Source organism: Streptomyces sp. NPDC052101 (assembly GCF_040680235.1).
Classification (GTDB): Bacteria; Actinomycetota; Actinomycetes; order Streptomycetales; family Streptomycetaceae; genus Streptomyces.
The window spans coordinates 56,960-69,002 of sequence record NZ_JBFAWH010000037.1 but is presented as its reverse complement, the minus strand read 5'-3'; the positions used below and the strand labels follow the sequence as shown (position 1 = coordinate 69,002).

Genomic DNA, 12,043 nt, shown 5'->3' with positions numbered 1-12,043 from the left:
CCGCCTCCCGCCCGCGCGCTTGACCTTCACACTGATGTCAGGCTCCGACCATGGTCGCATGACCAAGCTGACCGGCGCCGGTCAGGCCACCCCGCGATCACTTCTCCTCTGCCTGTTGCGCTTCCTCCGTCGCCTTCGCCGCCACGTCGATCGCGGCGAGCGACCTGCGGACCTGGTTCCGGTCCGTGGTGTACCAGAAGTCCGGCAGTGACGCCTTGAGATAGCCGCCGTACCGCGCTGTGGCCAGCCGCTGATCCAGTACGGCGACGACGCCCCGGTCCCCCGACGCGCGCACGAGCCGGCCGGCGCCCTGGGCCATGAGCAGGCCGGCGTGCGTGGCGGCCACCGCCATGAAACCGTTGCCGCCGGCGTCCTCCACCGCCTTCTGCCGGGCACTCATCAACGGATCGTCGGGTCGCGGGAACGGGATCTTGTCCATGACGACCAGCTGGCAGCTCGGGCCGGGGACATCGACGCCCTGCCACAGGGACAGGGTGCCGAACAGACAGGTCTTCGGATCGGCCGAGAAGTTCTTGATCAGCTCACCGAGGGTCTCCTCGCCCTGGAGCAGGATCGGGAACTCGGGAATCCGGGAGCGCAGCTCCTCCGCCGCGAGCTGGGCGGCCCGCATCGACGAGAACAGCCCGAGGGTGCGGCCTCCTGCCGCCTGGATCAGCTCGGTCAGCTCGTCGAGCATGTCGGAACGCTCACCGTCCCGCGCGGGCCGCGAGAGATGCTTGGCGACATAGAGGATGCCCTGCTTGCGGTAGTCGAAGGGCGATCCGACGTCGACGCCCTTCCACTGCGGCAGATCCTCGCCCTCCGTGCCCTCGGGGCCGAGCCCCAGGGAGGCTCCGACGCCGTTGAAATCGCCGCCCAGCTTGAGGGTGGCCGAGGTGAGGACGACCGAGCGGTCCGCGAAGAGCTTCTCCCTGAGCAAGCCCGAGACCGACATGGGAGCGACGCGCAGGGACGCACCGAAGCGGTCGTGCCGCTCGTACCAGACGACGTCCCACTCGGAGCCGTTCAGGACCCGCTCCGCCACGTCGTGCACTGTCTCCACCGAAGCCAGCGCCTGCTTGCGGACCGCGTCCTCGTCCTGCACCGACTTGTCGCGCGTCGCTCCGATCGCGGAGATGACCGTGCGGGCGGCGTCCCGCAGGGCCATCAGGGCATAGCCGAGGTCTTCCGGGATCTCCTCCAGGCGAGCCGGCAGGGCCAGCTCCATGAGCCGCTCGAAGCCCTCCGCGGCGGTCTGAAGCTGATCTGCGGCCTTCTCGTTCACCAGCTTCGCGGCGCGGCGCACCGCGCGGTTGACCTGGCCGGGCGTGAGTTCGCCGGTCGCGACGCCGGTGACCCGGGAGACGAGTTCGTGGGCCTCGTCCACGATCAGCACCTCGTGCTGCGGCAGGACCGGTGCGCCCTCGATGGCGTCGATGGCGAGCAGTGCGTGGTTCGTGACCACGACTTCGGCGAGCTTGGCACGCTCCCGGGCCATCTCCGCGAAGCACTCGGCGCCGTACGCGCACTTCGACGCGCCCAGGCACTCCCGCGACGAGACCGACACCTGCGCCCAGGCGCGGTCCGACACGCCCGGGGTGAGATCGTCCCGGTCGCCGGTCTCGGTCTCGTCCGACCAGTCCCGCAGCCGCAGAAGGTCCTGACCCAGCTTGCTCGTGGGCGCGGCGGCCTCGAACTGGTCGAAGAGTCCGTCCTCCTCGTCCTGCGGCATGCCCTCGTGCAGGCGGTGCAGACAGAGGTAGTTCGACCGGCCCTTGAGCATCGCGAACTCCGGGCGGCGCCGCAGCAGCGGGTGCAGGGCGTCGACCGTGCGCGGCAGATCGCGCTCCACGAGCTGGCGCTGCAGCGCGAGGGTGGCCGTCGCCACGACCACCCGTTCCCCATGCGCGAGCGCCGGCACGAGGTAGCCGAGCGACTTACCGGTGCCGGTGCCGGCCTGGACCAGCAGGTGGGATCCGTCGTCGATCGCCTCGGCGACCGCTTCGGCCATGGTCACCTGGCCGGGGCGCTCCATGCCGCCGACAGCGGCGACGGCGGCATGCAGGAGTTCGGGGAGTGAGGGCTTAGTCATAGCCCGACCACCCTACGGCCCGGCACTGACAAACGGGCGATCAAGACAGGGAGGGACGGCGGGATCACGACCAGGCTCCTGGGGTGGGTGAGCAGAGGTGGATGGAGGTGGCAGGGGTGTGGGCTCAGCGCGGAGGCAGTAACGGGCTCCATCGCGGAGCGGAGCCGGGGCCGGGGCCGGCGTCGCTCGCGGATTTCTCGGTCGAACTCGGAAATCCTCGAGCCGAGCGGGAACTCGACGGGCCCGAGCCTCGTACTACATGCGAAGGCGCCAGCACACAGCGTTACAACACATCGCGCAGGACTCGGTCCCGGATCATGAGGGCGGCCCGCTTGCCGGGCAGGTCGACCTCGTCCGCGAATCGGAATCCGGCGCTCAGGAACGCGGCGACGGAGGGGGTGTTGCATAGATCAGGTTCCGCTACGACCCGCGCGCACGTGGGGCGCCGGTCCAGGATCAGGTCGGCCACCGCTCGGATCAGGGCGGATCCCAGTCCCCGCCCTCGATCCGCGGCCGCACCGACGAAGAGGTGGATCCCGGTGTCATGGGGACGGGCCGGGTAGTGGCGGGCCAGCGGATCCAGGTCTGCCCGGTAGATCTCCCAGTAGCTCATGGGTGTGCCGTCCAGTGCGCCCAGACACGGCATGCTGCGTCCGTCGCCGTCCAGTTGAGCGCGTAGATGGTCCTCCGTCCGGCTCTGGGGCCCGGCCAGCTCCCAGAAGTCCCCGACGACGGGGTCGTTCATCCACCGATGGATGAGCGGCAGGTCTTCCCCGATACGCACGGGCAGGAGTCGGAAGGAGCCGACAGGGGTGGCCACCGGGCCCCACGTGGGGAGTTGGTCCAAGAGGTAGGCCGTACCTCCACCGAAGAGTGCGAGGTACTCGGCGGGCAGCTGGAGGTCCAGCGTGTCCTCGCAGTCCGTGTCGTCGTCCTCGAAGGCGAGCCCGGTGAAAGGCACGGCCCGTGCGCTGTCCGCGCCGTCCGCTCGGGGGCCGGCGGCACCTCGGAGGACAGGGATGCCCGGCGGGACGGCCGCACCCGGCGAGACAGCGGGACGCGGCGGGACGGGGCCCCTCGAAGGGGCAGGGCCGGCGCCGGGGCCGGGGTTCGCGTCGGTCGGAGGCAAGATGCGCTCCTCTCAGGAGACGAGGTGGGTCATGTTCCTCGGAAGGGCGGGGACACGGGACGAGACGCTCAGGAATGAAGGGGGTTGGCGATGGTGACGTAGACGGACTGGGTGTCGACCGGGCCGACGAGTTCGTCGAGGCTGTGCAGCCGGGTCAGCAGGTTGGCCTTGCAGCGCAGGACGGGTGAGTCGAGCAGGCGGCGGGGCAGGGTGCTGTGCAGCGCGGTGGGACCTGCGGCGACATCGGTGAGGAAGCGGCGGAAGGCCGCGAGCAGGAGTCGCTCGTCGGCAAGACGCTGGGAGCCGAACACACCGATCAGGCCGAGCACATTGTTGATGGCGAGGTAGTAGGCGAAGCGTTCGTCGGTGACCTCGTCGGAGACGAAGGTGTCGCTGCGCTCACCGATACCGGGCAGCCGGGCATCCAGTTCGACGCGCCGCGACTCGCGGAAGTAGTAGCCCTGGTTGTCGCGGTAGCGGCCGCCGGCGGGCCACCCGTCGCGGTCGAGCAGGAGCAGGGTGTTCTGCTGATGGGCTTCGAGGGCGATGCCGGCCTCGCTGTCCAGCCAGAGCACGGGACGCACGACCTGCTCCAGGTACCGGAGAAACCACTCCGCGGCAACGGTGGCGACCGGCCGGCCGGTGCGGGCGGTGAGCCCCGCGATGAGCTGGGACAGCCGGGAGCGCATGGGCCAAGGCCCCTGCTGGTCGGAGAAGTTGCTGCCGGGTGGGGGAACGGGCCGGAGCGAGACCAGTCCGGCCACGCAGCCGACGTCGTCGGTCGGTACGAAGGGGTTGTGCCTGATCAGCACGTCGAGTCCGGGGACGGGCCGGCCGTCCTGATCGTCGACGGCGAGCCAGGCCGGGTCGCGGACGATGTCGAAGGAGGGGTGTACGGCCTGCCATTGCTTGGACAGGCCGGTGCGCAGCAGCCGGTGCATCTCGACTCCTCGATGGAGTTCCTTGCGCAGGTTCTCCCGTCGGGAGTTGGTGATGCGCAGGCCGAGGGACAGCTTGAGCATCGCGGGGGCGCCGGATCGGTGGACCGTGCGTACGGAGGAGGTGGGATGCCAGCCGGATCCGCTGGGGCCGAGGTCACGGAGGAGGCCGGTGTCGAGCAGGGTGGCGACGGGTTCGCGGTGACGCAGCTCGCGGGCCTGCCATGGGTGCAGCGGGAGAGCGGCATAGCCGTCGGGCAGCGGGAGAGCGGTTTCGGCGAGGCGCCGGATGAGGTGGTCGGCTGGGACGGGCCGGCCTCGCTCGGTCCACGCCGAGTCTTTGACGAGAAGGGAGGGTGCGACAGCGATCCAGTGCAGGAGAAAGGAGCCGCGCAACTCTGGGGAATACAAAGGGGTTTCGGCGTCGGTCAGGCCTTCCCGGCTCTTGGGGGTCGGGTGCAGGGGATGACCGAGGAGGAGGGACTGCTCGACGGAGAGGAAGAGATCGGGGCCGTCGGTGGGGTGCTCGCGCCGGTCGCGCAGGAAGGTCGCGGTGCGGCGGACGGAGTCGGCCACCCGAGCCACCAGACCTCCGTCGTCGTAGCCGCCGTCGTCGCCGTGGCTGCCGTCACCGCCGTGGCTGCCGTCGTCGCCGTGGCCGGCCGCGGTGGGGCTCTGGGAGCGGGCGCTGCCGCCCGTGTCATCGGCCGTCTCCCGGGCCAGCAGCGCCGCCAGGGTGACGGCGTCGACGGCAGGGGCCGCATCGGGGGCCCCGGCCAGGCGTGGTGGGCCGAAGCGGTGCCAGCCGGTCGGTGACCAGTAGCGGACCGGCACGAGCAGGGAGGTGCCGCTGGCCGGGAGCGGGACCTGGAGGGTGCCGTTGGTGGGGGTGGCGAGGCTGGTCTCGCGTGCCCAGCACCGCAGCAGGTTCTCCATGGCGGCGGCCTGGGCCGCGGTGTGCGGGTCGGGATGTTCCAGCAGCTCGGCGCCGGGCTCGGTCACTCGGGTGAGATCCGCGGTGCGCCGCTTCTGCTGGGGAACCGACTCGGCGAGCGGCGTGGGAGAAGCCGGGTTGCCTGCGTCTCCCTGTTCGTCGGGGACACCGGAGCTGCCGTCGGGTGTAGGGGTGGCGTTCATGACGGCTCCTCGTGGCTGGGTGGTGCGGGGCTCGTGCTGTCGCTCGGTCGCCGTTCCCGCGTCGTCGGCGTTGCCTTGACCGCGGCGGAGGACCAGGTCGACGGGGAGAGCGAGTGGGAGCGAGAGGGGTGTGGGCGTGTCAGGGAAGGCCGGTTTCGGCCTGAAGGTCCTTACCGATGGGGGTGGTGGGGATGGAGGAGGGATCGGGTCCGGGGGCTGTTGCCGGTTCCCGTGGTCGGGCGGCGTGGGCGCGGCTCTCAGCCGGCGCGCTGGGCAGGGCCGTGGTGTCGACTGTGCTGTGGGCCGTGTTCCTCGTGGGTGCGGGCCACCGCCGCCACCGCGTCCGCCAGGCGGTCCAGAACGGCTGCCGCCTGCTCGTCGCTGATCGTGAGCGGGGGAAGCAGCCGGACCACGGCCGAGTGACGGCCGCCGAGTTCGACGATCAGTCCGCGCTGCAGGCACTCGCGCTGGACGGCCGCGGCGAGTTCGGGCGCGGCCGGGTGCGGGATGCGGGTCGGTTGCAGGTCGGGGGAGGTGGGGTGGTGGTCGCCGGGTTCGGCTCCGGCGCCCTCCGGGTCCACCAGCTCGACGCCGATCATCAGTCCACGTCCCCGTACCTCCCCCACGCAGGCGAACGTGTCGGCAAGCCGACCGAGTTGGCCCAGCATGCGAGAGCCGAGGTCGGCGGCGCGCTCGGCGAGGCCGTTCTCCCGCACATAGGCGAGGGTCGCGGTGCCCGCGGCCATGGCGAGTTGGTTGCCGCGGAAGGTTCCCGCGTGCGCGCCGGGTGGCCAGACGTCGAGATCGTCGCGGTAGACGATCACGGCCAGCGGGAGGCTGCCGCCGATGGCCTTGGACATGACCATGACGTCGGGGGTGATGCCGCTGTGGTCGACGGCCCAGAAGGCGCCCGTCCTGCCGACGCCGGTCTGGATCTCGTCGGCGATCAGCGGGACGGACCGGTCGGCCGTGAGCTGCCGCATCCGCCGCAGCCATTCGTCCGGCCCGGGAATCACGCCGCCCTCGCCCTGGACGGGTTCGAGGATCATCCCGGCGGGCAGCGACACACCCGACTTCGGATCGTCGAGGAGGGACTCGGTCCAGCGGGCGGCCAGCGCGGCGCCGCGCGATCCCCCGATGCCGAAGGGACAGCGGTAGTCCTGCGGATAGGGCAGCCGGGCGACCTGGACGTCACGGGCGCCGCCGGAGGCGGCCAGCGCGCCGGCGGTCATGCCGTGGTAGGCGCCGGTGAAGGCGAGGATGCCGGTGCGGCCGGTCGCGGCCCGGACCAGTTTGAGGGCGGCCTCGACGGCGTCGGTTCCGGCCGGTCCGCAGAACTGGACACGGGCGCGGTCGGCGAGACCGGGCGGCAGGGTGCGGAACAGTTCGGTGATGAAGGCGTCCTTGACGGGGGTCGCCAGGTCGAGGACGGAGAGCGGCGCGCCGGAGTCGAGGACACCGCGGATGGCTTCCAGCACGACCGGATGGTTGTGGCCGAGGGCGAGTGTGCCGGCGCCGGAGAGGCAGTCGAGATAGCGACGTCCGTCGGCGCCCTCGATAGTGAGCCCTCGCGCCCGGACCGGGACGATGGGCAGGGCCCGGGCATAGGTACGGGCGGAGGATTCACGCGCCGACTGGCGTCTGAGGATCCCCTCGTGCACCGCAGGCGCTTCCCCGTGCATGCCTCCAGCCATCGACTCCGTAACGGCCACCGGTCGCTGTCCTCCCCGCTGTTCAGAGGCGAGTTGATCCGCGGGGACCGGATGCAGGCAGCTGGCCCCCCACCGCTACAACCGCGGACCGTCCGGCGGGTTACGGGTTTCCATAAGATCATTGCCAGGACGGGAAGGTGGCCGGACGGAGTGGAGGGAACGCCCCTCGGAGCATGGGCGGTTGCGGTGAATGGACGTCAAACCGGTCAATCTAGGGATGATTGACCAGGTCAGACGGCTTGTAGCCGAACCGTTGCCGTTCCATCGGAAGTCCCCCACAGCAAGCGCATAGTGTGGGACGCCGTTCCCAGACGGTCGTGAGACCGGCATGAACTTTCCATTGAGTTCACGACCGGTGGCATGGCCGAAGCGCCGAGTACCTTCACAGCAGGGGGAGTCAAGAGCATGCGATCCATACGACCGTCGTTCACTGTTAGGCGAGGGAGGGGCACCCGCCGCACCTCCACCTCGCTCGCGGCGGTCGCCCTCGCCTCGGCGCTGGCGCTGACCGCCACCGCGTGCAACGGCGACGACAAGGCTGACGGCCAGCCGACCGCCTCCGCGACCGCGGCCGGTTCCGGCGACGGAAAGATCAGGATCCCGGACGATCTCAAGCAGAAGCTCAAGGAGCACGGGATCGACATCGACAAGTGGAAGCACGGCGCCTGGCAGAACTGGAACAAGCAGGACTGGCTGCGCGAGGCCAACGACTTCATCAACCCGATCATCAAGGGCCTGTGGGACCCGAACCGGATGCGCCACGCCAACGACCCGAACAAGGGTGTCAACGACAACGACATCTCGGGTGACCAGGGCGTGACGGACCCGACCCCGCAGCCGGTGAAGGCGAAGGCGGTCGCCACGCCGTACCACGTCAACGCGGCTGCCTCGGGCAAGGTGTTCTTCGACTCCCCCGAGGGCCACATGGTGTGCTCGGGCACGGTCGTGGAGGACCCGGCTCACCCGGGCAAGTCCAACCTGGTCTGGACGGCCGGTCACTGTGTACACGCCGGCAAGAAGGGCGGCTGGTACCGCAACATGGCCTTCGTGCCGTCGTACAACAACTCGGGCAAGTCGGTCGACCAGTTGCAGAACGCTAGCCGGTCCGAGATCGCGCCGTACGGCGTCTGGTGGGCCGATGCGGCGCAGACCTCGCAGCAGTGGATCGACAAGGGCGGTGAGACCGGCGGCGACGGTGCACCGTACGACTTCGCGGTGATCCACGTGACCCCGGAGCAGGGCAGCAGCGGCAAGTCTCTGGAGGAGACGGTCGGCGGGGCGCTGCCGGTGAACTTCAACGGCCCGGCGGTGCCGAAGGTCAGCAGCATCACGGCGTCCGGCTACCCGGAGGCGGCTCCGTTCGACGGTCAGCTGCTCTACCAGTGCAAGGACGAGCCGGGTCGGCTGTCCATCGAGCAGTCGGCCCCGACGATGTACCGGATCGGCTGCACGATGACCGCGGGCTCCTCCGGCGGCGGCTGGGTGGAGACGGGCACGGACGGCAAGCCTGCGCTGGTGTCCAACACCTCCATCGGCCCGGTGACTTCGGGCTGGCTGGCCGGTCCCCGGCTGGGTGATGTGGCCAAGGGCGTGTACCAGTCGGTGAGCAAGAAGTTCGCCGGCCAGTGACGCCACTCGGCCCGGCATGACGAAGGCCCGCCGCCCCGTGGGGTGGCGGGCCTTCTGGCGTGATCGGCCGTGGAGACCGATGCGTGCCGGTCAGACCGCTGCGACCGGTGCCCTACGGCCAGGCCCCTGAGACCGGTACCGGACGGCTCAGGCCGCGGAGACCGGTGTGTACGGCGCCAGGTCCGCTGCCAGTTCCTCGTGCACCCGGACCTTGAGCAGGGTGCCCTCCGCGGTGTGCTCCTCGGAGATCACCTCACCCTCGGTGTGGGCGCGGGCGACGAGCTTGCCGTGCGTGTACGGCACCAGCGCCTCGATCTCGACCGACGGGCGCGGCAGGTCGTTGTCGATCAGGGCGAGCAGTTCCTCGATGCCGTGGCCGGTGCGGGCCGAGATGGCGATCGAGCGCTTCTCGACCCTGAGCAGCCGCTGGAGGACCAGCGGATCGGCCGCGTCCGCCTTGTTGATCACGACGATCTCGGGCACGTCGGTGGCACCGACGTCCCGGATCACCTCGCGCACGGCGGCGAGCTGCTCCTCCGGGTTCGGGTGCGAGCCGTCCACCACGTGCAGGATCAGATCGGAGTCACCGACCTCTTCCATGGTGGAGCGGAACGCCTCGACCAGGTGGTGCGGCAGGTGGCGTACAAAGCCGACGGTGTCCGCCAGCGTGTACAGCCGGCCACTCGGGGTCTCGGCGCGGCGGACGGTCGGGTCCAGGGTCGCGAACAGGGCGTTCTCGACCAGGACGCCGGCGCCCGTGAGGCGGTTGAGCAGGGAGGACTTGCCGGCGTTGGTGTAGCCCGCGATGGCGACGGACGGCACCTTGTTGCGCCGGCGCTCCTGGCGCTTGATCTCGCGGCCGGTCTTCATCTCCGCGATCTCCCGGCGCATCTTCGCCATCTTCTCGCGGATCCGTCGCCGGTCCGTCTCGATCTTGGTCTCACCGGGACCACGCGTGGCGAGGCCGCCGCCCTTGCCGCCGCCCATCTGCCGGGACAGCGACTGACCCCAGCCGCGCAGTCGCGGCAGCATGTACTGCATCTGCGCGAGCGCAACCTGCGCCTTGCCCTCTCGGGACTTGGCGTGCTGGGCGAAGATGTCCAGGATCAGGGCCGTACGGTCGATGACCTTGACCTTGACGACGTCCTCCAGCTGGATCAGCTGGCCGGGGCTCAGCTCACCGTCGCAGATGACCGTGTCGGCGCCCGTTTCGAGGACGATGTCGCGCAGCTCGGCGGCCTTGCCGGAGCCGATGTAGGTGGCCGCGTCGGGCTTGTCACGGCGCTGGATGACGCCGTCGAGCACGAGCGCGCCCGCGGTCTCGGCGAGGGCTGCCAGCTCCGCGAGGGAGTTGTCGGCGTCCTGCGCGGTGCCGGTGGTCCACACCCCGACGAGCACGACCCGCTCCAGGCGGAGCTGTCGGTACTCGACCTCGGTGACGTCCTCCAGCTCGGTGGACAGGCCCACCACGCGGCGCAGGGCCGCACGCTCGGAGCGGTCGAACTGCTCGCCGTCCCGCTCGCCGTCGATCTCGTAGCTCCAGGCGACGTCCTCTTCCATCAGGGCATCGGCCCGAAGACCCTCGGGATAGGCGTGCGCGAGGCGCTTGGTGTCCTGGGAAGGGGAAGAAGAGGAGGTCATTGGATCCTTACGTCGATGGGATCGCCGTTGCGGCGTCGGTACCGCGGTCCTGCCGGACCGCTCAGTCGGTCAACGCACGAGTACCCCGGGAGATTCCCGTGTCCCGCCTCGTGCCGACTCGAAGATGGTCGCACGAGGCGGTACATCCCGTCACCGTGTTATCGCCGGGTCCGCGGCTCGGCCGGACTCGGCGGCTTCACCAGGTCCGCGGCTCGGCCGAACCTCGGCGACTTCACCTGGCCCGATGCCTCAGGGCCGGTTTCGCCGACTTCGTGGGGTCAGCCGCCTTCCAGTCCGGGTGGCCGGGCATCGGCGGGGTCTTCTCGTCGTACAGCCAGCCCTTGAGGAACCCGCTCAGGTCGCGGCCGGAGACCGTCGAGGCCAGCCGGATGAAGTCGGCGGTGGTGGCGGTGGAGTCGCGGTGTTCCTGGACCCACTCCCGCTCCAGCCGCTCGAAGGCCGACTGGCCGATCTCCTGCCGCAGGGCGTAGAGCACCAGCGCCGCGCCGTCGTAGACGTTGGGCCGGAAGAGGCTGATCTTCTGGCCGGGGGCGGCCGCCTTGGGCAGGCCGGGCGGACCGCCGGCCGCACGCCAGCTGTCGGAGGCGGCGTACGCGGCCTTCATCCGGTCCGCCATGGGCCGGTGCGCGGTCTCCTCGGCGTACAGCGCCTCGTACCAGGTGGCGTGTCCCTCGTTCAGCCAGACGTCGGACCAGGTGCGGGGGCTGACGCTGTCGCCGAACCACTGGTGCGACAGCTCGTGCACCATGATCGACTCGATGTACCACTTGGGGTAGATGGTCTCGGTGAACAGGTTCTTCTCGAAGAGCGACAGGGTCTGTGTCTCCAGTTCGAACCCGGTGGAAGCCTGTGCCATGAGCACGCCATAGGTCTCGAACGGATACGGGCCGACCTTGCTCTCCATCCAGGCGATCTGGTCGGGCGTCCTGGCGAGCCACGGTTCGACGGCCTTGGTGTCGGCACTGGGCACGACGTCGCGGACTGCCAGCCCGTGCGGGCCCTCGCGGTGCAGCACCGTGGAGCGGCCGATGGAGACCTGGGCGAGTTCGGTGGCCATGGGGTGCCGGGTGCGGTAGGTCCAGGTGGTCGTGTCGCCGGTCTGCTCCTCTCCGGTGGGCAGGCCGTTGGCCACGACGGTGTAGCCGTTCGGGGCGGTGACGTGGAAGGTGAACATCGCCTTGTCGGACGGGTGGTCGTTGCACGGGAAGACCAGGTGGGCGGCGTCGGCCTGATTGGCCATGGCAAGGCCGTCCGTGGTGCGCACCCAGCCGCCGTCCTGGTCCTTGGCGGCGACGGGATCGCTGGTGTGCTTCACCGTGATCCGCGTCCAGCTGCCCTCGGCGAGGGGGTGTTCCGGGGTGACGACCAGGTCCTCGCCGGCGCTGGTGAAGTCCGCGGGATGCCCGTCGACCTCGACCGACTGGACGGTGCCGTGCGCGAAGTCGAGGTTGATCCGGTCCAGGTCGGCGGTGGTCCGGGCGGAGATGGTGGTGACGGCCTGGAGCGGCTTCTCGTTACTGCCGGGGTAGGTGAAGGACAGGTCGTACAACACCACGTCGTAGCCCGGGTTGCCCAGGTACGGGAAAAGCCGGTCGCCGATGCCGAGGGGCTGGGCCTGGGCCGATGCGGCGAGGAGGCAGAGGGAGGCGGCTGAGGCGAGCAGGGCCGCCTTGCGGTGCCGGGAGAGCCGGGGCCGGGTCCGGGACCGGGTGCGGAGGGTGACGCGGGGGGTGAGCAGCATGCA

7 protein-coding genes are annotated in these 12,043 nt (G+C 70.3%); 1 reads left to right on the top strand and 6 read right to left on the bottom strand.

Annotation, left to right across the window (positions count from 1 at the left end; genetic code table 11):
- Nucleotides 1-97 precede the first annotated feature (97 nt).
- From AB0L75_RS37700 to AB0L75_RS37685, 4 genes are all read right to left on the bottom strand, one after another.
- Nucleotides 98-2,092: an ATP-dependent DNA helicase gene (locus tag AB0L75_RS37700; RefSeq protein WP_365190548.1), complete on the bottom strand. Its 1,995-nt coding sequence runs from the start codon at nucleotides 2,090-2,092 to the stop codon at nucleotides 98-100.
- Nucleotides 2,093-2,375: 283 nt separating this feature from the next.
- The gene (locus AB0L75_RS37695) at nucleotides 2,376-3,053 is read right to left on the bottom strand and encodes a GNAT family N-acetyltransferase (RefSeq protein WP_365190547.1); all 678 of its coding nucleotides are present in this window, start codon (nucleotides 3,051-3,053) and stop codon (nucleotides 2,376-2,378) included.
- A 236-nt stretch (nucleotides 3,054-3,289) separates the two neighbouring features.
- A complete protein-coding gene (locus AB0L75_RS37690; protein WP_365190545.1) occupies nucleotides 3,290-5,296 on the bottom strand; it encodes an IucA/IucC family protein in 2,007 nt (668 codons plus the stop codon).
- Nucleotides 5,297-5,553: 257 nt separating this feature from the next.
- Nucleotides 5,554-6,978 (bottom strand): diaminobutyrate--2-oxoglutarate transaminase family protein, encoded by a 1,425-nt coding sequence (locus tag AB0L75_RS37685; protein WP_365190543.1) that lies wholly within the window; start codon nucleotides 6,976-6,978, stop codon nucleotides 5,554-5,556.
- 435 nt (nucleotides 6,979-7,413) lie between these two features.
- On the opposite strand from AB0L75_RS37685, the gene AB0L75_RS37680 reads away from it, so the two are divergent.
- The gene (locus AB0L75_RS37680; protein ID WP_365190542.1) at nucleotides 7,414-8,637 is read left to right on the top strand and encodes a hypothetical protein; all 1,224 of its coding nucleotides are present in this window, start codon (nucleotides 7,414-7,416) and stop codon (nucleotides 8,635-8,637) included.
- A gap of 147 nt (nucleotides 8,638-8,784) precedes the next feature.
- Here AB0L75_RS37680 and hflX read toward each other — a convergent pair whose 3' ends face one another.
- Together hflX and AB0L75_RS37670 are read right to left on the bottom strand one after the other, a co-directional pair.
- Complete coding sequence (gene hflX / locus AB0L75_RS37675; protein WP_365190540.1) at nucleotides 8,785-10,278, bottom strand: GTPase HflX; 1,494 nt, start codon at nucleotides 10,276-10,278, stop codon at nucleotides 8,785-8,787.
- 232 nt (nucleotides 10,279-10,510) lie between these two features.
- Nucleotides 10,511-12,040, bottom strand: a complete 1,530-nt coding sequence (locus AB0L75_RS37670; RefSeq protein ID WP_365190538.1) for a M1 family metallopeptidase — start codon at nucleotides 12,038-12,040, stop codon at nucleotides 10,511-10,513.
- Between the last annotated feature and the right edge of the window lie 3 nt (nucleotides 12,041-12,043).

What these genes read in the sequence shown, in the direction of transcription:
- AB0L75_RS37700 (WP_365190548.1), bottom strand. Translation starts at nt 2,092, where the DNA reads ATGACTAAGCCCTCACTCCCCGAACTCCTGCATGCCGCCGTCGCCGCT.
- AB0L75_RS37690 (WP_365190545.1), bottom strand. Translation starts at nt 5,296, where the DNA reads ATGAACGCCACCCCTACACCCGACGGCAGCTCCGGTGTCCCCGACGAA.
- AB0L75_RS37685 (WP_365190543.1), bottom strand. Translation starts at nt 6,978, where the DNA reads ATGCACGGGGAAGCGCCTGCGGTGCACGAGGGGATCCTCAGACGCCAG.
- AB0L75_RS37680 (WP_365190542.1), top strand. Translation starts at nt 7,414, where the DNA reads ATGCGATCCATACGACCGTCGTTCACTGTTAGGCGAGGGAGGGGCACC.
- hflX (WP_365190540.1), bottom strand. Translation starts at nt 10,278, where the DNA reads ATGACCTCCTCTTCTTCCCCTTCCCAGGACACCAAGCGCCTCGCGCAC.
- AB0L75_RS37670 (WP_365190538.1), bottom strand. Translation starts at nt 12,040, where the DNA reads ATGCTGCTCACCCCCCGCGTCACCCTCCGCACCCGGTCCCGGACCCGG.